A 19,969-nucleotide genomic window follows, 5' to 3' on the forward strand; every position below is an offset into this window, starting at 1 on the left:
AGGGCCCGGGTGCTAGTTGCGCACGACACGCCATCGGTTGTCGGCCGTGCCGTCGTCCGAGTCCTGGACCGCGAAGGCGCCGACGGCGGTGGAGTTGCCCGCGATGGCGAGCAGTTTCCCGCTGTGGACGTTGCGGATCTTGTAGGTGCCGTCGTTCTGGTCGAGCAGGGTCCACCGGTGGTCGGCGGTGCCGTTGTCCGCCCATTGCAGGACGGTCGCGTCGTCGGCGGTGGACATGTCCTGGACGCCGAGGACCTTGCCGCTGTGGGCGTTGCGGAAGCGGAAGGCGCTGCCGTCGCTGATCATTTCCCAGTTGTGGTCGGCGGTGCCGGAGTCGTTCCACTGGAGGGCGCGGCCGCCGTCGGCGGTGGACATGTCCTGGATGCCCAGCACCAGACCGCTGGCCGCGTTGACGAGGCGCACGGTGGGGGTGGTGCCGGTGCTCCAGTAGACGGTGTAGTTGTGACCGTGGGCGTCGTGGAACGGGCCCAGGTTCACGGTGGCGCCGGCCGCGGTGGCGGTGAAGGCGAGGGTGCTGGTGCTGGTCCGCCTGATCGAGGTCGTGTCCAGGGACGGCAGTGAACTGAGCGCGGTGTTGCCGTAGTTGCCGGACAGGACGACCGGGCCGTAGGTGATCGCGGCGACATTGGGGTTGTCGTTGGCCGGCCGCATGACGACCCGCATGGGGAGGCGGACGGTGACCGTGTCGCCGGACGTCCAGGCGCGGGTGAGGGCGGCGTAACTGCCGGGCGTGGTCGGGATGTTCTGGGCGGTGCCGTTGACGCTGACGGTGGCGCCGGTGGTCCAGCCCGGGATGCGGATGCGCATGGTCCAGGTGCCGGCGGCGTTGCCGGTGACGCGCAGGGTCGTGGTGTCGCTCGCCGGGTACGAGGTGGTCTGGGTGACGGTGATGCCGCGCTCGGACCAGGTGAGGACCGAGGGGACGAACAGGTTCACCGTCAGGGTGGTGCCGGCGCGGTAATACACGGAGTCCATCAGCCTGGTGTGCATCTCCAGGCCGGTGCCCTGGCAGCACCAGAAGGTGGTGTAGTCGGTGCTCCAGGTGCCGCCTCCCCACGCCGGTCCCACGCCGCGCCGGCCGCCGGGGTTGAGCGGGGTGAAGTAGGTGACGTGGCCGTGGGAGTCGGCCGGGTTCTGCTGGCCGATCATCTGGTTGAGCCACGCCTGCTCGTAGTAGTCGAACAGCGCGGCCCGGCTCGGGTCGAGGGCGAACAACTCCCGAGTCAGGGTGAGCATGTTGAAGGTGTTGCAGCTCTCGCAGGTGTCCTGGCGCAGGTAGGCGGCGATGGCGTTGGGGGCGCGGAAGTGCTCGGCCTGGCTGTTGCCGCCGATGGCGTAGGTGTGGGTGCCGACGCAGATGTTCCAGGCGTTGGTGGCGATGTCGCGGTAGCGGGTGGTGCCGGTGGCCTTGTACTCGCGGGCGGCGCCTATCCACTTCGGCACCTGGGTGTTGGCGTGCAGGCCGTTGAGCTGGTCCTGGTTCGCGGCCAGGGGGTCGAAGACCGCGGCGTGGTCGAAGCGGCGGGCGACGGTGAGCCAGCGCGCGTCGCCGGTCTGCTGGTAGAGATCGGTCAGTACGGCGTTCATGCCGCCGAACTCGGTGCCCAGCATGGCCTGCATCTGCGCCGCGGTCAGCCGGCCGGTGCGTGCGTCGACCCACCCCGCCAGGGCCAGCAGTACGTCACGGGCCTGGGTGTTGCCGATGAAGCGCCATACGTCCAGCAGGCCGGTGAGCGTCTTGTGGATGGTGTAGTACGGCACATTGCCGTTGGTGAGGGTGCGCTGTTCCAGGGCGGTGAAGTCGGACTCGGGGTAGCCGGAGAGATATCCGGCGCCGAATCCGGCGGCGCTGTTGTTGGCCTGACACTTCGCCAGCTCCGCGACCATGTACGTCGCCTTGTCCCGGCATACGGTGTCGCCGGTCACGGCGTACAGCTGGGCCCAGGCGGTGAGGAAGTGGCCCTGGACGTGGCTGCGGAAGGGGAAGTCCGGCGCGTCCCAGCCGCCGCCGGGGCTCGCGCCGGCCGTGGACAGGCGGTGGTTTGCGCGGAAGTTGTACACGAGCCGGTCGACGTCGACGAACCGCAGGTAGCTCGCGGTGCGGTTCTGGTTGTCCAGCCAGCGGCTCGCGGTCAGTCGGACCTGGCCGAGTTCGAAGGGATGCGCCAGGGCCCCGATGTCGGACCGGACCGGCGGGACCACCGCCGCGTGGGCGGGCGCACTGCCGAGGAGAGAGCCGGTGGCGGAGGCGGCGACCGAGGCCCCGGCGGCTTGCAGGAGGCGGCGTCTGCTGAGCTCTGACGGCATCGTGTGCTCTTTCCGTGGGGGGAGCTGACGGGGGCTCAGGCCCGCAGGAAGGGCCCGTTCGGAGGAGTCCCGGAGGCGGACGTGGCGGACAAGGACGAATAACGCGCAGACCACGTCTGGTTTTGGGCAAGTGCCGGTCGGCGAACGAGCACGCAAGAACGTCTCCTCACGGCCGAGGGCGGGATCGAGAACCCTCGGACCTGGCGTCTGAACGCGGACGGGTCGGGCTCGGCCCTCGGGACGGACAGGACGACTGACCATGTTCGATATATCGAACACTGTTCGTTGTGTCGACGGCACCATAATTAGCGCGAAATACGGCGTCAACGCTGCGGACATTTTCTTCGTCGTCGGGAGGCGAAACCGGATGCCGCCCGACCGAGAACTGCGCGGTCAGGCATTGTCGGAGCGGCACTGTCGCTGGACGAACGGTGAGGACGGCGCCTTCACGGCCTGACGGGGTACTTCAGGGGGCTCACGTGAAGTCGGCGTGGAACGCCGGTCAGCTACCGAGGATGGTCTCGCGTGCCGCTCGTGCCCAGATGGCCTGCTGGCGCGTGGTGAAGCCCATCCGGTTCCAGTGGAAGAGAATGTGCCGTGCCAGGATGCCGCGCAGGCCGAGTTGAAGGTTGCCCACGCGTGCCGCGTCCGCGAGGGCTCGGCCGCCGCGCTCCATGCCGGCAACCCAGATCCCCAGCAGCGCGAGTTGGCCACCGGTGAGTGCGGGGCCGGCATCGAGCGTCAGGAGGCGCCGTAGCGAGTCCACCATGCAGCTCACCTGGCCCGGGGACACATCTTCGGGGAGTGGTCGCCGGGCTTCGATCTGCCCCCAGACGTCTCCTTGTTCTCCCCATTCCAGTCCGGCGGCACGCAGGAACAGGGCGACGACGAGGAGGGAGGTCTCTTTGGCTCCGAGGAGGCCGCCGGTGCCTTCGGTGGCGTGCTGGTGGTAGTCGAGCACGCCGACGCTGTCGGCGTGGAACAGGGCGTGCCCGAGCATCAACCCTTCCGGGCCGCCGAACGCGATGGTTTCCGGCTCGTACAGGGAAGACCACCACCCCTTGGCCACGCCCCAGGACAGTGCGCTGTCGAGGACGTCGGTGACCTGCGCGACGGCGTCTTTGATCCGTGCCTCCGGGCTCGCCTGGACGCGCAGACGCCAGCAAGGGTACTTGCGCAAGAACCACCATGCTCCGACCGGCCCGGTGCGCAGGGCCGGCAGGATGTACGCACGAAAGGCGCGTTCCGCAGTGGGGTAGTCGGCGAACTCGATGTTCACCTGGTGCCAGCCTGCGGGTGAGGTGGTGAGTGCGGCTCGGCCGGCGGCGCGGTACCGCTCAACTGCGTCGGCCAATCGAGCAGGGGATGCGCGTACCCTGCTGGCGGCCTCCTCGATTGGCGTTCCCGCCAGGACGGACAGGATGGCACCCTCCATCGCACTGGTGGCCGTGTGGTCCACGTCGTCCCCCTCAGCACAGAAGCAGGCAGGCGTCCCAGTCGTTGGCGGGCGCGGACCCCGGTTCGGGACTCTGGAAGGCCAGGGCCGCTCCTGCCGCCCCTTCGAGGAAGCCGTCATCTTCCGGAGGGGCGAGAGCGAGAAAACGCTCACGCAGTTCGGGGAGTCGGTCCGTGAACACCGTGGGGATCTCGGCGTCCTCAGCGACACGTTGCACGGTGCGCAGGAGGCCGCCGATTCCATGGCACAGGCCGCGGGTGGTGAGCTGGTCGAGCTGGTGCGGGTCGGACAGGCAGTACAGGAGCGCGCGTTCGGCCATCCTCTTGCGGTCCTCGTCGCCGAGGGCGATCGCAGCGAGCTGCTGCGCACGAGCCACTCCGGGGACGCCGTAGCACCAGGACGGTGCGGTCGGCGCCGCGGACGTCGGGCCTGTAGTGGCGATCCAGCGCGGCCAGCGAGTTCCGTGGTGGTCACTGCGGCGTATGCGATCGAGCCAGCGACAGATACGGGCCATGGCGGCGTCGTGGCCGTTCACGGTGATGCCGTGGCGCTTGGCCAGGGCGAGAAGGGCGAGCGGGCCGGTGATGCCGTGGGCGAGACCGGCGTTGGCATGACCGCCCGGCGTTGCCGCCCGTTGGCCGGCCGGCGCGTGCCCGACCCACCAGCCGGGAAGCGGTTGCCCCTTGGGCCCAGCCGCGGGTTCGGTAAGCCGGACCAGGTACTCCAGGACGGCCTTCAGTTCGTCGCTCTCCGGTCGGCGCCGCAGCAGGAGGGCACCGAGTCCAGTCAGGCCCCGGAACAGGTCGTACTCGGCGAAGCTGGCGTAGCGGCCCTGGTCGATGCGTGCGTGAGCGGCAGCGAGGCGGCGGCGGATGTGTGTGGCGACGACGTCGTCCAGTGTGCGCAGGGCTCCGGCGTAGCGGTCGCTGTCGGCGGCGGCCAGGTGCAGGACATACGTCATCGCGGGCGCGCCGAGGAACAGGCTGGCATCGTCTCCGTCGATCAGGGGGCGGACGGCGGCGAGTTGCCGGTGGACGGACTGCCATGGGGCGAGGCCGCGCCGGGCTCGTTCGATGTGGAGCAGCGCGATGCCGAGGGGGCCATGCGCGAGAGACTGCCGGGTGGCCAGGCCAGCTTCGATGGCGGGTGGGGCGATGGTCACCGCAGGGCTCCTTGGGTACGGGCGATCCAGGACAGTGCGGCGGCGCGGGCGAGGCGGCGGCAGGTGGCTTCGCCGTCCGGGTCGATGCCGGCGGTGCGGTTGTAGTGCATGTGCAGTAGGGATGGCAGTACGGCGGCTGGGTCGGCACTGTTGGCGGTGAGGGCCTGGTGGTAGGCGGTCAGGGCGCCTCGGCGCCGGGCCCACGTTGTGGCGACGTAGGCGCCGTCCGGCAGGGACCGCAGGCAGGCGTGGTCGTGGTCCGGGGTGATGAGTCGGATCGCTGTGGTGAGTACGTCACGGGGTGCGGGGTCGCCGTCGTTCTTCGGGATATTGGTCGTGAGCCATGCCCGGCTGTCTGCGCGTGAGCCGAGGCAGGCATCGGCGATGTCCACGAAGCTGGCGGCGGTGACGGCAGGCCGCAGGTGATCGGAGATGGGCAGGGCCATCTGCGCGAGGGCGGCGGCGGAGTCGGCGGCGAAGAACCGCTCGGCGGCCTCCAGGACGGTGCCGGTACCGTAGCGGCCGGTCTCCGGCTCGTCGGTGTCCCATTGCACGCGCTGGAGCAAGCCCTCGGCGCGCAGCTCGCTCGCCCACGCTGCGACGCGCTGTGCGGCGTCGCCGAAGGCGTGCGGGTCTGGCAGGCGGAGCCGCAGTCGCAGGTGGCTGTGGGGGTCGACGTAGCGGGTAAACCACCAGTCCGGCCCCTCGGCTCCCCACTCGCTCAGCAACCGCGGCAGGTGGGTTGTCAGCACCTCCGGCGCGCGGTCGGCGTTGCCGTACAGCTTCAGGTACGCCCACTCGCTTGCGCCCGGTATCCGGCCGGAGTTGCGCGCCACCACGGTCGTGGTCCGGAAGATGGGCGCGGGGGCGGGTGGCTGGTCGGCGGCGAAGGGCACGGTGATCTCGTGCGCGCGTCCCAGCCAGCCGAACGCGCTCTCCGGGGACGCCTCGTGGAGCACCACCGTTCCCTGTCGGTCCATCTCGGCCTGAAGGAGCCGGACGTGGGCGGGGATGTCGAGGTCCAGGCGCAGCCGCTGGTCGTCGCTGCCCACGTAGACGGTGCGCGGCATGCCGTAGCGGATGCGCCATTCGGTGAAGCGGAAGGCCCAGTTGTCCCCGCCGAGGTCTCGGGCGCGGAGTCGCCAGCACGCGGCGGACAGGATGGTCCGGCCGACGCGCACTTCGGGAAGGAACGGCAGTTGGACTGCCGCGCCCCAGGCGAAGGGCAGGAGGACCGCGGCGTGTGAGCGGGGCAGTTCGCACACGAAGCGGACCAGTGGGTGGGTGGCGTTGGTGAGTTCCACGGCGTTCATGACCGACGGTTCGATCGGCCGGCAGGTGGCAAGGTGCACGAGGTACAGACGCTGGGAGTCGGCGACGACGCCGACGTCGTCCAGGTCGAGGGTGGCCTGCGGGTTGTGCTCGCTGATGGACAGCACGTTCGGCACGACAGCCGGGGCGCGTGCGACGTTGTACGTCGGCAGCCGCAGCGGCGGGCTGGAGACCTGGCCTCGGGCGGCGCCGACAGTGAGCGTCGGCAGGTCGGCATACGCGGCGGTCATCCGCTCCCGGTCGGGTCGCTCCAGCATGGTCAGGAAGCGGCCGGTAGTGGTACCGGCCGCGAGGGAGAGCCCGACCGTGGTCAGGGTGAACCGACCCCGCTGCAGGTCCTTCAGGGAGGGCGACAGCACGGTGAAGCACAGTTCGACGTGCGCGGGAACCTGGTCGGGCTCGCCGAGGGACAGCGCCTGGATGTCCTCCTCGCTGAGGACGATCTCGCGCTGGTCGTTGAGGGCAGCGTGCTGGGCGAGGGCGAGGAGGTATTCGTCGCGCCGGCTCGTGGCCACCACTGGGCGTCTCAGGACCGTGCCGCGATAGCCCGCCGGAAGGCCGAGGCCGACATCTGGGTCGGTGAGGTCACGCAAGGGGACGATGGCGCCCATGCTGTAGCGCTCAAGGAACCGCGTCCGGTAATCCCGCCAGGCCCCAGAGCCATTCGGGTACGGCGTGATCCGGGCCATGACCTCCAGGGCGCGCTCCGCCTCACGGGTCACGATCTTCGGGAGGACGATGTCGCAGTCGGGCTGTAGGTTGACGACCAGGGTGCGGTCCGTGATGCCGGTGAGGGCATTCATCCTCGCGCCTGCCTGTGCGCGGAGAGACTGCTGGTTGTCCAGTGGGCCGCTGTTGTGGGCGGTCAGCAGCGTGTGAACCTGCCGCAGCTTCCTGACCGCGTCGGAGGCGGCTGCGGCTGTTTCGAGCTGGTTGATCAGGTGACCGAGCGCGTCGTCGCATGTCATGGGGGCGTGCAGGCTGCTCAGAAGCACCCGGTGCGCGACAAGGTTGCGCAGCATGTCCTCGATCACCGCAAGCGGCGTGTTGGGGTAGTCGCTGCGCAGTTTGGTCGTGAGGTCGCCGACCGTGATGGGTGCACGGGCGAGAGCCAGTACCGCTTCGACGGCTGGGGTGCGCCGTAGCCGCGTATCGGTGGGACCGTCAGCGCCGCCCGGCTGGTGCTGCACAGTGATGCTGCCCCCTCGCACGGTGCAGGTGGGGTCGGCGATGACATGCAGGTGCCGCAGCACGTCCAGATCGCGTTCCAGGACGGCGATGACCTCCTTCAGCCACATGGCGTCGGCGCGCGCGAAGGCGCGGTGATCGGCGCCCCACTGGACTCGGGCTGTACCCCCGAAACGTACGGGTGCGGGCCCGGCGAACAGCCCGAATGGGGTGGCGCGGTGCTGCATCCGCAGCAGGTAGCGAGCCAGAGAGACAGCCGTGCGCCTGACGATCCGTGGTCGCCGGTGTTCTCCGCTCAGCACCTGCCCAACGGACTTGGCAAGGAGGGGGGTGGCGAACTCGATCGCAGCGGCCACGGTGTCATCCGTCCAGACCTGAGCGATCCACTCCCGCAACGGGTGCACGTCGGCGGACGCGTCGCCGTACAGATTTGGCCAGGGAGGCAGCGTCGCCGCCAAGGGGAACACCGAAGCTCTGACCATGCCCGCATCAATGGCGCGATACATGGGACACGCCTCCTTCATCGTCACGAGGGCGCGGAGGCCGGGCCCGGCAAGGAGCCTCGGCCCGGCCCCCGCGCGACGGATCAGCCGCCGATGCAGGTGCTGTTGGAGCAGGCGGACTGGCAGGTGGAGCCGCAGTTGTCGCTGGTGTCGTTCAGCAGCGAGCCGAGGACCGGGGCGGAGGCGACGGTCTCGATACGGAGGTCGAAGTCCGAGTCTGCGTCGGCCCCGAAGTCCGTGGCGGCCGTCAGGGTGGTGCCTGTGTTCTGCGGTGCCATCGCGTTCTCCTCGTCTGCAGAGGTGGGTGGAGGTGCCTTACGTCCTGATCGCAACGCGGGCGGCGTCACGGCCAGGAGATGGTGATCCGCGTGTGCTGCCGGTCGATGACCCGGCCTGCGGGAAGTTGGTCGTCCGGGGTTCCGGCCGGTTGGACCTCGATGTGCGCACGGTGACTGCGATGGTCGCGGTCCCAGGTCTGGATCTCCTCGACCAGGCGCTCGGCGACGGCCTTGCTCTGCGGCCCGTGGCCGACCGCGCCCAGCTCGAACCGGTCGGGGTCGTCGGTGGCGCGGACGATGCGGTAGGCGAGGCTGTCGCCGTCCACGAGGGTCGGCACGCCAAGTGGCGAGGCGGAAGCGACCAGGCCGCGTTGCCGGGCGGCGGGCTTCGCCGCCATCAGGGGGAGGTTGTCCAGGGCGGTCGTCAGCCACAGGTCCAGGTGTTCGTTGGACTCATCGCCTGCGAGGGTCACGCCGGACCACGCCTCGGCGCGCGCGGTGCGCAGCGCGGCACGCAGGGCCTCGATGTCGGGCTCGGGGTGTCCGTCCAGGCGCAGAGCGACTTCCTCGCCCTCCGTGTCGTGGATGACGGCCAGGCGCACGCGGTTCTCGCCGGCGCCCTGCATCGGCACGAAGCCGCACAGCTCGAACCCGTCGCTGACCAGACGCTCGCCGTCGCGGACGAAGGCGATGGTGCGGGTCATGCCGCGAATCCGTAGCGGGGCGACGAGCCGGCCGCCTTCAGTGAGTTGGTGGATCCAGGCCGGCGGGATGTCGGCTGCCTGCACGGTGACGAGGATGCGGTCGTACGGTGCATGGCCGGGCACGCCGTGCTCGCCGTCGGCAGTGATCACGGTGACGTTCCGGTGACCGGTCGCCTTGAGGAAGTCCTTCGCACGCTGTGTGACATCGCGATCGATGTCCATCGTGATGACGCGGCCTTGCTCTCCCACCAGCTCGGCGAGGTAGGCCGCGTTCACTCCGCCGGAGCCGATCTCCAAGACGTTCATCCCCGGCTGGATATCGGCCTGCTCGATCTGCATGGCCTGGATGCGCGGAGCGGACACCGAGCTGATGTCCACGCCCGTGGCGTCCGTCTTCGTCACGGCGGCGTACTCGGCGTCGTAGGTTCTGGCCAACTCCACCTCGGGAGTGGCCAGGTGTCGGGGGACCGAACGGAACGCGGCCACAACGCGAGGGCTTTGTGCGGCGCCCAGTTCGATCAGCCGCTGGACCATCGCGTCGCGCAGTTGCTGCTCGGGCACAGGGGTGCTGGCGTTGTTCCTCGTCGTCATGTTGGGATCGGCATCCACGAGCGCTCTCCTTCTCGGCGGCGTGCACCGAGGGGTTGGGGACGGGCGGTACAGAGGGTCGGAGGCGAGGCAGGCGCCCCGCGCCGGAGTAGTTCGATGTGGCGGCCCGCTCCCGCTGCGACCTGTCCTTCTGAGGCCAGGGGAAGCCTCCAGTTCGAACAGCGGGAGCGGGGTTTGAAGGCCCGCCCAGAGCGCGGCTGGCTTCCTACGCGATGTGGACGGGCGGTCTGTCGAACGGCGCGCTCGTGGGCCACTTACCGACGGAGTAAGGCTGCGCAAGCGCGGAGTTGGGGGCGCGGTGCCGGCGGATGGGTTGCTCGCTCATCGTCCAGTGGAGCTGTTCGAGCCTGAAGACGCACCACTGGCAGGCGAAGAGGGGAAACGCCCTGTCTGCCACAGTGATGTCGCCGATCGCTGCTACCGGAACGCCGGTCTGTTCGCACCTGAAGCAGCTCCCGTTCTGCCAGTCGAAACGGCCCCACAACTCACCCGGCCTCAAACCCATGTCCGACCGCCTCCCGGGAGATGCGGCCTCGGGTGGCCGCCGACGAGGGGCAGAAAGATGACGGGACGGGCGTGCCACACGAAGGAGTGCGGTTCCGCCGTGAGCGGCAGCGTGAAGTCCGCTCCCTGCTTCAAGGCGGAGGCGGCGTTACGCCATCCCTGGTCGCGTAGGTCCACAAGCGGGTCGATGAACGCCGGTTCGACGGCCGAGGCGATGATGCGGATCTGGATTCGGGCCCATCGGACGGCTGAGGCGGGGGTCTGCTGTGCGGCCGAGCTGATGCGCCGACCGTCAGCGTGACGCCACTCGCACCAGAAGCCTGGTTCGGGCCCGCAGGCGGCACGCGTACGCGCCGACGAGCGGTGAAGCAGCATGGGATGGTCAGGGCGCATGGCTGTCTTCCACTGTGTACACCCACAGCAGACGGCGGGTCAGGCCGGCCACGTCCGCATGAACAAGAATGTGCTGTCCCTGACGGCGGGGTCCTCTTCGGCGCCCACCTTCTCGCCGAGAAGGAGGGCCACTGCTCGGTGATCGCCGTCGTCCTGACGTTGATGTCCTCGGGGGAAAGGTGCTCAGCTCCATCTTCAGTGTTGCGTCGGTGCTGTCCCCGATCAGCTCCGTGTCGATGGGCGAGCAGTCGACGGCTGGAGCCTTGCGTTCGTAGGTCACGGTGGCCATCACGCATCTCCCCTCCGTACCGCAACCTTGGGCGGCTGCCTCGGATGCTCGGGTTCGAAGACGACCGTAGAGCGGCCGTCACCCAAGCCCCAAGAAGATTGCGCGAGTTTGCAGCAAGCTGATTGACGGGCTCGAATGCCTCCTCGACCATCGTCGTGTCGCGCAAACCTGAGCAAGGCAGCAGACAGGAGAACGACCATGAAGCTACGGTTCCTTGGTAAGAACTCCACAGTCGGCGACTGCCCGACCCTGTACGCCACAGACCGGGACACCTACCTCGTCCAGGGCTGGAAGATCTTCGCGAACGACCTGTTGATGCAACTCGACATCTCCGAGGGGGAGACGGCGGTGGAGGTGCCTACGGAGCTGTTCGAGCACCTCACGAAAGACGGCCTGCCGGCCGGGGAGATCAAGCGCCTCGACGACCCGATCATGATCCTGACACCCGGCGGTACGTTCGTCGTCCAGGGCCGCGAGGTGACTGACCCCGAGGCCGTGACCCAGATGGAGATTCCGGACTACGAGACCGTGGTCGAGGTTCCCAAGGCCGCGATCACCGCCCTACTGGAGGAACCGCGTGGAGCTGATCTCCAGCGCCGAGCGCAACCAGCTCTTTGAGAGCTTCGCGCAGGACGCATTCCATCTGGAGCTGCGGGACGACTACTCCGTCCCCGCCGAGGACAGTCCGTTCCCGAGCTGGCTGCGCGGCGAGGCCGTCGACTACTCCTACATGGAACCGTGGACGCAGCTCATGCGGCGCGTCACCGGGGATGGGAAAACCGTCCGACGCGTCCGCGTGGTCACGGAGCCGCACACTCCCTACATCCAATGGGAGCACGCCACCACCACCCTCAACGAGAAGGCAGGCGAACAGATTCGCTGGCTGCCCCGACACCGCTTGCCCGAGAGCGTCAAGTTCCCCGTGGGAGGCAACGACTGGTGGTTGTACGACGACCGCCTTCTCGCCGTGGGCCACTTCGACTCCGACGGCAGAGTCCTCGGATCGGAGATCGTCGAAGACCCGGACATCGTGGCCGAGTGTGTGCGCCTGCGGGACCTCCTGTGGGCCGCCGCCATCCCCCACCCCGAGTACAAGCCCTGACCGACCCGTGACCACGCAAGTAGAAGAGGCACTGCAAGCGCTCGGTGCCCGGCTGTGCGGCTTCCGCAAGGACGCCGGCTTCACCAGCGGCCGGGCATTCGCGCGTGCCACCTCGTGGCAGGAGTCGAAGGTCTCCCGCATCGAGAACGGCAAGCAGCGCCCCAGCGAGGACGACATCCGCGTCTGGTGCGAGATGACCGGCCAGGGCGACCAACTGGGGGACTTGGTCGCGATCGTCCGCCATGTCGACGAGCTGTGGCTCGAGTGGCGCCGACAACTCCAGACCGGCGTCGAAAAGCGGCAGCGCCAAGCCATTCCGGTGTACGCCAAGACCAAGGTCTTCCGCATCTGGCACCCCACGGTCGTCTGGGGCACCCTTCAGACCGCGGATTACGCTGCCGAAGTCTTTCAGCAGGGCGTCAGCTACTACGAGATTCCCAACGACGCCGAAGCGGCCGTGGCGAAGCGCCTGGAGCGGCAGCAGTACCTGTACCAGGGCGAACGCATCTTCAACGTTCTGCTCGGCGAACAGGCCCTGTACACCAACTTCGGGGGCCCGGAAGTGATGAGGGGGCAACTTGACCGCCTCCTGGCCGTGATGAGGCTCCCCCGCCTCAGCCTGGGCATTGTCCCCAGGTCGGCGCCAACCTCCATATGGCCGGGCAACGCGTTCTCGATGTTCGATGACCGGCTCGTCCTCGTCGAGACCTACTCGGCGGAGCTCTCCGTCACGCAGCCCCGAGAAATCGAGCTGTACACCAAGGCGTTCGCCCTCTTGAAACAGTCAGCGGTCTACGGCACCGCCGTCCGAGACCTCATCTCCAAAGCAATCCAGCACTTCGATCAGATGCCGAGCGACTAGGAGAGCGCGCCATGCAGCCCATGACCCTCAACTGGCGAACCAGCTCCTACACAGAGACACAGAACTGCGTTGAAGTGGCCGACAACGACCCTGAGCACGTGCTGGTTCGAGACACGAAGGCGCGCGATCGGGGAATGCTGGCCGTCCAGCGAGGCAGCTGGGCGGCATTCGTCGAGTACGCCAAGGACGCGTAGCCCTGGCTGCCTTGCCTACGATGCCCGCGAAATGCCCAGCTGTTCAATCAGGCAACGTCCGCTCTTTCCGAACAGGGAGTCCGTTCAATTCAGTCGGCGATCTCGACGCCGTATCCGCGTGCGAGGGCGTCGAGGCCGTGGTCGTAACCCTGACCGACGGCGCGTAGGCGCCAGATCGGGCCCCTGCGGTAGATCTCCGCGAGCAGCATGGTGCGTTCGGTGGTGGCGGCATCCAGGGTGGCCCGGGCGAGAGGTGCTCCGCTGCTGCCGGGTGCCGCTCCGATCTGGATCGCACCGACCGTCCCGAAGGTGGCGGCGCCGTCGATGGCTGCAGCGACGACGACCTTGCGCGTGGCGGGCGGCAGGGAAGCCAGGTCGAGGGCAACGGTCTGTTCGGCGGGGCCGCCGGTGAGCAGTCGCACAGTCCCGGCCGGGTTCTCTGGAGCTCCGTAGAAGATGAGATCCTCGTCGAACGTGACCTGTTCGTCCTCGTCGAGGAGGAAGGCGACGACATCGATCTCGTAGCCGGACTGCGGGGCCCAACCGGCGGTGACGTACCACTCTGGCGCAGGTCTGCCGTGCGGCATGGGCAGGTCGATGACACCGCCTCTCGGCATCACGTGCGGCTCCTGCGGCCGCAGAGCCGCCTCGACCAAGGCGGGGATGGTCGGAGCCGTGAGCCAGTCGAGGTCGTGCACTGGGAGTCCGAGGGCGGTGATGCGGCTCATGCGCCGGTCGCTCTCCCCTCCCTTCAGGAGCACAACGTGGGTGACGCTGGCGGACAGGTTGACTGCCGCGGACCCGCCTAGCTCGACGACGCGGGCACGAGCCGCCGCGGCATCGGCATGGGGGCCACCGAGCACCAGCACGCGACGCCCCGCCAGAGGCTTGTCCAAGGTGCCAACGGAGTGCTCCGGTTGGCGCGGAGCGGGTACTGACACACCGGGGGCGGCCATGGGGAGGGCTGCTGCCTGTTCCGGGGCGGGCGCGGCAGAGCTCGTCACGGGGGCCAACTCCACGGGCCCTACAGCTGTTTCTGCTTCCGGCTCGGCCACCGGGGCGACAGCGATGGCCGTCGCCTCATGCGTTGTCCCCGGCCATACGTCGGCCAGCAGCCGCAGGAAGGTGTGCTCGTCGATAACCGGCACGCCTTCGGCGAGTGCGCGTCGGGCCTTTGCCGAACCGGACGCCGGTTCATTGGTGACCAGCACGCTGGTGTGCCGGCTGACGGAGGTCATCATGTTCAGCCCGGCGGCAACCGCCCGCCCGACCAGCTCCGCCCGGGCATGGACGGTCTCCCCGGTGATCGCGACCTTCATTCCCTGCAGGAGCGGCCCGCCGGGAGTCAGCTGTCCCGGATTGCGGTAAGCGCAGGGCGTCTTCGGCGGCTTCGGCGTGAACTGGGATTCTGCCCGCGGCGGGCAGGTCACCAGCGGCAACGGCAGATCGAGCCGCATCGCCTCGCGCAGTGACGCCCGCAGGATCCCGGCCAGCACACGGGTGTCGTCCAGCGCATCGTGAGCACGCTGCTGGGGGACGCCGTAGTGGGCGGCGAGGGTGCCGAGCTTCATGTCATCCGTCGGCGGATCCACCTGTCGATTCAGAGCCAGGGTGCACAGCCGCTGCGACACCGGTAGCCACATTCGCGCACGGGCGAACTCGTAGGCCAAGAAGTCGTAGTCGAACTGGGCGTTGTGGGCGACGAGGACCCGGTCCTGAAGCATCGCTCCGATCCGCCCGGCCACTTGGTCGAAGGTCGGCGCACCCTGCAGTCGCTCGACGGTCAGGCCGTGCACCTCAACCGGCCCCGGATCGCACCCCGGATTGAGCAGTGTCGAGAACTCCCCGGTCTGCTCGCCTTCCGGACCGATCGTGATCACCGCGACGGACAGCACACGATCTCGCCGGGCAGTGAGTCCCGACGTCTCCACATCGACCAAGGCCCAGTCGTAAGCGTAGTCGCCCATGGCGGGCACATCGAAGGAGGCGGAGACGAGACTCATGGCGGCAAGGATGATCTGATATCCAGCCCTCGTTCAACCTGTATGCCGATTTGCCCTCATCCAGATGGTCGTGACGAGGCGGTCGTCTAGCGTCGACCGCGTCGAGGCCGCCCCGAAACGTCGGGAAGTTTTCGGGAAGAACATCCGCCGAGTGCCGGTCAAAATGGTCTCCAGCCGGACATCCGCTGACTCTTGCCAGGGGTTCATCGGCATCCGCGAAGCCCATCCGCCAAGCCCGATGAGCCGCCTCTGACCAGCAATAGCGCCCTTCCCGATGAGAGGGCGGAGGCTTGGCGCCCTCGGCAGAGCTCGAACCTGCGACCAAGCGCTTAGAAGGCGCGTGGGCTTGCACCGGAATGCCTCACGCCCAGGGCAAGGAGGTCCGCGTTCACTGGTTCACCTGAGGCGATGTTTCTAGATCCCGTTCACACCTCATCCACAGACCCCCGCATACGTCGGCTTCGGTCAGCGGGTGGCTGCTCATGCACGAAGACCCCGCCCTCAGCTTCTGCTGGTGACAGGGTCTTCCAGTTGCTCAAGCCGGGTGATCTCGGCGGGGGGAGGCCCCGCTCCTACCAGCGCCCCTCCACCTGGTCCTTGATCCGTCGGTCGTAGAGGTCACGGATCGCGGTGAGGGTGGACTTCGGCAGCTCGGGGAGTTCGGCCGCGGCCGCGTTGGCGCGGGCCTGCTCCGGCGAGCGGGCGCCGGGGATCACCGTGGTCACTCCGGGCTGCTGGATGATCCAGCGCAGGGCGAGCTGGGCGGGGGTGTAGCCGTCCGGGGTGAGGGCGGAGAACTCGGCGGCGGCCTCGACGCCGGTCGTGTAGTCCACGCCGGAGAAGGTCTCGCCGACGTCGAAGGACTCGCCGTGCCGGTTGTAGGTGCGGTGGTCGTTCTCGGGGAAGACGGTGTCCTTGGTGTACTTGCCGGACAGCAGGCCGGAGGCGAGCGGGACGCGGGCGATGATGCCGACGCCCGCCTCCTGGGCGGCCGGGAGCACCTCGCGCAGGGGCTTCATGCGGAAGGCGTTGAGGATGATCTGCACGCTCGCCACCCCGGGGCGGGCGATCGCGGTGAGCGCCTCCTCGCAGGTCTCCACGCTCACGCCGTAGGCGGCGATGCGCTCCTCGGCGACGAGGGTGTCCAGGGCGTCGTACACCTCGCCCGTGGAGTAGACGGGCGTCGGCGGGCAGTGCAGCTGCACGAGGTCGATCCGGTCGACGCCGAGGTTGCGGCGGGAACGGTCGTTCCAGGCGCGGAAGTTGTCCAGGACGTAGTTCTCGGGGATCTGGTCGACCCGGCGGCCCATCTTGGTGGCGACCATGACGTGCAGATCGGGCCGGCCGCGCAGGAAGCCGGCGATGGTCTCCTCGCTGCGGCCGTCGCCGTAGACGTCGGCGGTGTCGAAGAAGGTCACCCCCGCCTCGGCCGCCGCCTCCAGTACCGCGAGTGCTTCCTTGTCGTCCACGTCGCCCCAGTCGGCACCCAGTTGCCAGGTGCCGAGACCGACCACGGATGCGTGCTGCTGCGACCTGCCGAATGTGCGCTCGTCCATGGCATCAGTCTGTCACTCGCGGATCGCTCCGCTCGCGCGCGGTCAGCGTCCTGGCGTGGACCGTGCGCGCGACCTTCGGGCCCAGCCAGCGCTTGAGGCGGCGCAGTGCCTCCAGCTGTCCCGCCGCCTTGTCGAGGCGGTAGTAGAGCTGGGGCGGGACGTACGGCAGCAGGGGCGAGTGCCGCTGGCCGAGCAGTGCGAACATGTGCTCGGGAGGCAGCTGGATGTAGCGCGGCAGGTTCTCGTACCACTGGGCGCTGTAGCGGGCCGCGCTCTGGACGGGGAGCAGGGCCTGCTTGCGCTGCCGTTCGTACTGGGCGAGGGCCCGCGGGAGGGCGGTGTGCTCGCGCAGCGCTCCGGCCAGCGCGATGGCGTCCTCCAGGGCGAGGGTGGTGCCGGCGCCGATGGAGTAGTGGGTGGTGTGGGCGGCGTCGCCGAGCAGGACGAGGTTGTCGCGGTACCAGGTGCGGTTGGTCAGCGTGCGGAAGTTCAGCCAGGGGGAGCTGCCGTCGTCCGGTGACCTGCCGATCAGTGCGTGGCCGTCCAGCGTGTCGGCGAACAGCTTCTCCAGCAGGGCGAGGCTCTCCGCCTCGTCGGCGCCGTCGAGGCCGAGTCCGGTGAAGGTCTCGGGGGCGCATTCGACGACGCAGGTGCTGCGGTCGGGGCCGAAGCCGTAGCCGTAGGCCCAGATCCAGCCGTGGTCGGTTTCCACGAAGGCGAAGGTGAAGGCGTCGAAGACCTTGGTGGTGCCGAGCCAGATGTAGTGGTTGCGGCCGGGTCGGAGTTCGCTGCCGAAGTGGCCGGCGTGGTGGGTGCGCAGCGCGCTGTGGACTCCGTCGCTCGCGACGACCAGGTCGGCTCCGGCGGGCGGGTCGGCCGCGTCGATCTCGTGCTCGTACTCCAGGCGTACGCCGAGGGAGCGGGCGCGCGCGGCGAGGAGCTCCAGCAGCCGGTGGCGGCCGATTCCGAAGCCCTCGTCGCCGCTGTGACGCGTCGCCAGGTCCCTTACCCGGGCGACGCCTTCGTTCCAGTTGACCGAGTGGTCGGCGATGGCGCGTGCCGACTCGGGGTCGTATGCGTGGAGCTTGTCGAGCAGTCCGCGCCAGTAGGTGACGCCCCAGCCGTACGTCGACCCCTCCGGGTTGCGTTCGTGGACGGTGATGTCGTGGGACGGGTCCTGCAGCTTCAGCAGGATCGAGAGGTACAGGCCCGCGGGCCCGCCTCCGACACAGTCGACCTTCACGCGCACCCCTTGGAATCACTCAAAGCGATCATTTCGAAACGGAGAGTAGCAGCGGGCGAGCTCGTGATCCGGCTTCCGGATCGCGTCAGTTTCCCGGAGTGACCCAGGCCACCGGCGGCACGCCAGTCCGCGAAAGACCACCCGGATCAGGGGTCACGGAAGAAGGAATTGCCCGTTCCGGGGAACACCCTGCCCCCGGGACGGCAAGATCATCTCTGTTCAACCTTGCATGACATGTGGGTAATTGTCCGGATCGTAGCCAACCAGTCCTGAGGGATTTCTCCCGGTCTCGGCCCTCCCGATAGGCATACGGAGTCACCAGCCGAACCGAACCGGGAGATCCGTATGCCGGAACTCAGCCGTCGCCGCGCGCTCACCGCCGCGGCCGCCCTCGCCGCCGCCTCCGGAGCCGCCACCCTCGCCGCCCCCACCGCCCGGGCCGCCGGCCACCACCCCGGCTCCTCCCCCGCGCCCTTCGACGAGGTCTACAAAGGCCGCCGGATACAGGGCCGGGCCCGCTCGGGCGGCGGGCACCACGACCACGGCGGGGGCTATGCCGTGTTCGTCGACGGGGTGGAGCTGCATGTGATGCGCAATGCCGACGGCAGCTGGATCAGCGTCGTCAGCCACTACGACCCGGTGACCACCCCGCGCGCCGCCGCGCGCGCCGCGGTGGACGAGCTCCAGGGCGCCGCGCTGTTGCCGCTCCCCGCCAACTGACCTGCCCCTCAAGCACTTTCTGGAGCCTTCGCACATGACCGTCCGCAAGAATCAGGCGATCCTGACCGCCGACGAGAAGCGCCGCTTCGTCGCCGCCGTCCTGGAGCTCAAGCGCACCGGCCGCTACGACGAGTTCGTCACCACACACAACGCCTTCATCGTGGCCGACACCGACAACGGCGAGCGCACGGGCCACCGTTCACCCTCCTTCCTGCCCTGGCACCGCAGATTCCTGCTCGACTTCGAGCGCGCCCTGCAAGAGGTGGACGCCTCGGTCGCGCTGCCGTACTGGGACTGGACCGCCGACCGCACGGCGCGTGCCTCGCTGTGGGCGCCGGACTTTCTCGGCGGCACCGGGCGCAGCCTGGACGGGCGGGTGATGGACGGTCCGTTCGCCGCCTCGACCGGCAACTGGCCGGTCAACGTCCGCATAGACGGCCGTACTTATCTGCGCCGGGCCCTCGGCGGCGGCGGTCGGCAGCTGCCGACCCGGGCCGAGGTGGACTCCGTGCTGGCCATGGAGACGTATGACATGGCGCCCTGGAACAGCGGCTCGGACGGGTTCCGCAACCATCTGGAGGGGTGGCGCGGGGTCAATCTGCACAACCGGGTGCATGTGTGGGTCGGCGGGCAGATGGGCACCGGGGTCTCGCCCAACGACCCGGTGTTCTGGCTGCACCACGCGTACGTGGACAAGCTGTGGGCGGACTGGCAGCGGCGCCACCCGGGCTCCGCCTACCTCCCGGCCGCGGGCACGCCGAATGTGGTCGACCTCAACGACACGATGAAGCCGTGGAACGATGTGCGGCCCGCCGATCTGCTGGACCACACCCCGCACTACACGTTCGACGCCGCCTGATCCCGGCACTCCGGGTGGCCCCAGCCCTGCGCGTTCTTGGCGATGGGCTCGCCCGCCGCGTAGGAGCGGCCGCACAGACAGCGGCCGGGGAACTTCGCCTTGATCGTGCGCGAGGAGGAACCGCCGGCGCTCTTCTTGGCGGCCGTGGGGCGGCGGCGCGGCGCCTTGGCGGGGGTGTCCGGAGACGCCGGCGGCTCGGGCGAGCCGAGGTCACTGCCGGCGGGCTCCTGGACGGTGGCCGCCTGGCTGGCCGCGCGGTCGGCGAAGTCGTTGAGCTTGTCGCCGTCGACCTGGTGGGCGGGCACATAGCGGAACTCGACCGAGCGGCCGGCCAGGAGCTCGTCGATGCGTACGACGAGCTCCTGGTTGGCGACCGGCTTGCCGGCCGAGGTCTTCCAGCCGTTGCGCTTCCAGCCGGGCAGCCAGGTGGTGACGGCCTTCATGGCGTACTGGGAGTCCATCCGGACCTCCAGCGGTACGCCCGGGTCGGTCGCCGCCAACAGCCGCTCCAGCGCGGTGAGTTCAGCGACATTGTTGGTGGCTTTGCCGAGCGGTCCGGCTTCCCAGCGGGCCGGGGTCTCGCTCTCGTCGGCGACGACCCAGGCCCAGCCCGCGGGTCCGGGGTTTCCCTTCGAAGCCCCGTCGCACGCGGCCACTACTCGTTCACGCATGTTCCGATCATGC

17 protein-coding genes are annotated in these 19,969 nt (G+C 69.0%); 7 read left to right on the plus strand and 10 right to left on the minus strand.

Features of this window, described 5'->3' with window-relative positions:
* Nucleotides 1-12: 12 nt before the first annotated feature.
* Complete coding sequence (locus OHT76_RS02800; RefSeq protein WP_328869103.1) at nt 13-2,328, minus strand: beta-L-arabinofuranosidase domain-containing protein; 2,316 nt, start codon at nt 2,326-2,328, stop codon at nt 13-15.
* A 259-nt stretch (nt 2,329-2,587) separates the two neighbouring features.
* Here OHT76_RS02800 and OHT76_RS02805 point away from each other — a divergent pair, with 259 nt between their 5' ends.
* Nucleotides 2,588-2,785 (plus strand): hypothetical protein, encoded by a 198-nt coding sequence (locus OHT76_RS02805; protein WP_328869104.1) that lies wholly within the window; start codon nt 2,588-2,590, stop codon nt 2,783-2,785.
* 45 nt (nt 2,786-2,830) lie between these two features.
* Here the strand turns inward: OHT76_RS02805 and OHT76_RS02810 are convergent, their stop codons facing one another.
* The 5 genes from OHT76_RS02810 to fxlM form a co-directional block, all read right to left on the minus strand.
* Nucleotides 2,831-3,682: a thiopeptide-type bacteriocin biosynthesis protein gene (locus tag OHT76_RS02810; RefSeq protein ID WP_328869105.1), complete on the minus strand. Its 852-nt coding sequence runs from the start codon at nt 3,680-3,682 to the stop codon at nt 2,831-2,833.
* Between the two features lie 115 nt (nt 3,683-3,797).
* Nucleotides 3,798-4,946: a lanthionine synthetase C family protein gene (locus tag OHT76_RS02815; protein WP_328869106.1), complete on the minus strand. Its 1,149-nt coding sequence runs from the start codon at nt 4,944-4,946 to the stop codon at nt 3,798-3,800.
* Nucleotides 4,943-7,972 (minus strand): lantibiotic dehydratase, encoded by a 3,030-nt coding sequence (locus OHT76_RS02820; RefSeq protein ID WP_328869107.1) that lies wholly within the window; start codon nt 7,970-7,972, stop codon nt 4,943-4,945. The genes OHT76_RS02815 and OHT76_RS02820 overlap by 4 nt, the downstream gene beginning before the upstream one ends.
* Nucleotides 7,973-8,052: 80 nt before the next feature.
* Complete coding sequence (locus OHT76_RS02825) at nt 8,053-8,247, minus strand: FxLD family lanthipeptide (RefSeq protein WP_328869108.1); 195 nt, start codon at nt 8,245-8,247, stop codon at nt 8,053-8,055.
* Nucleotides 8,248-8,312: 65 nt separating this feature from the next.
* On the minus strand, nt 8,313-9,560 hold the full coding sequence (fxlM, locus tag OHT76_RS02830; protein ID WP_328869109.1) for a methyltransferase, FxLD system: 1,248 nt from the start codon (nt 9,558-9,560) through the stop codon (nt 8,313-8,315).
* 1,384 nt (nt 9,561-10,944) lie between these two features.
* On the opposite strand from fxlM, the gene OHT76_RS02835 reads away from it, so the two are divergent.
* Genes OHT76_RS02835 through OHT76_RS02850 form a run of 4 tightly spaced genes read left to right on the plus strand, consistent with a single transcriptional unit; the run spans nt 10,945 to nt 12,904 of the window.
* The gene (locus OHT76_RS02835; RefSeq protein WP_328869110.1) at nt 10,945-11,364 is read left to right on the plus strand and encodes a hypothetical protein; all 420 of its coding nucleotides are present in this window, start codon (nt 10,945-10,947) and stop codon (nt 11,362-11,364) included.
* A complete protein-coding gene (locus OHT76_RS02840) occupies nt 11,324-11,848 on the plus strand; it encodes a DUF6879 family protein (RefSeq protein WP_328869111.1) in 525 nt (174 codons plus the stop codon). The genes OHT76_RS02835 and OHT76_RS02840 overlap by 41 nt, the downstream gene beginning before the upstream one ends.
* A gap of 7 nt (nt 11,849-11,855) precedes the next feature.
* Nucleotides 11,856-12,710 carry a helix-turn-helix domain-containing protein gene (locus OHT76_RS02845; RefSeq protein WP_328869112.1) on the plus strand — a complete coding sequence of 285 codons (855 nt, stop codon included), beginning with the start codon at nt 11,856-11,858 and terminating at the stop codon, nt 12,708-12,710.
* Between the two features lie 11 nt (nt 12,711-12,721).
* Nucleotides 12,722-12,904, plus strand: coding sequence for a DUF397 domain-containing protein (locus OHT76_RS02850; protein ID WP_328869113.1), 183 nt, complete (start codon nt 12,722-12,724; stop codon nt 12,902-12,904).
* Nucleotides 12,905-12,993: 89 nt separating this feature from the next.
* Here OHT76_RS02850 and OHT76_RS02855 read toward each other — a convergent pair whose 3' ends face one another.
* The 3 genes from OHT76_RS02855 to OHT76_RS02865 form a co-directional block, all read right to left on the minus strand.
* Complete coding sequence (locus OHT76_RS02855; protein WP_328869114.1) at nt 12,994-14,907, minus strand: TerD family protein; 1,914 nt, start codon at nt 14,905-14,907, stop codon at nt 12,994-12,996.
* Between the two features lie 572 nt (nt 14,908-15,479).
* Entirely contained in the window at nt 15,480-16,463 is a 984-nt protein-coding gene (locus OHT76_RS02860; RefSeq protein ID WP_328869115.1) for an aldo/keto reductase, read from the minus strand.
* Nucleotides 16,464-16,467: 4 nt separating this feature from the next.
* Nucleotides 16,468-17,712 carry an FAD-dependent monooxygenase gene (locus tag OHT76_RS02865; RefSeq protein WP_328869116.1) on the minus strand — a complete coding sequence of 415 codons (1,245 nt, stop codon included), beginning with the start codon at nt 17,710-17,712 and terminating at the stop codon, nt 16,468-16,470.
* A 339-nt stretch (nt 17,713-18,051) separates the two neighbouring features.
* Here OHT76_RS02865 and melC1 point away from each other — a divergent pair, with 339 nt between their 5' ends.
* Both melC1 and melC2 read left to right on the plus strand, forming a co-directional pair.
* Entirely contained in the window at nt 18,052-18,426 is a 375-nt protein-coding gene (melC1, locus tag OHT76_RS02870) for an apotyrosinase chaperone MelC1 (RefSeq protein WP_328869117.1), read from the plus strand.
* Nucleotides 18,427-18,460: 34 nt separating this feature from the next.
* Nucleotides 18,461-19,285, plus strand: coding sequence for a tyrosinase MelC2 (gene melC2, locus OHT76_RS02875; protein ID WP_328869118.1), 825 nt, complete (start codon nt 18,461-18,463; stop codon nt 19,283-19,285).
* Here melC2 and OHT76_RS02880 read toward each other — a convergent pair.
* Nucleotides 19,264-19,956 (minus strand): ribonuclease H family protein, encoded by a 693-nt coding sequence (locus OHT76_RS02880; RefSeq protein ID WP_328869119.1) that lies wholly within the window; start codon nt 19,954-19,956, stop codon nt 19,264-19,266. The genes melC2 and OHT76_RS02880 overlap by 22 nt on opposite strands.
* Between the last annotated feature and the right edge of the window lie 13 nt (nt 19,957-19,969).

Source organism: Streptomyces sp. NBC_00287 (assembly GCF_036173105.1).
Classification (GTDB): Bacteria; Actinomycetota; Actinomycetes; order Streptomycetales; family Streptomycetaceae; genus Streptomyces.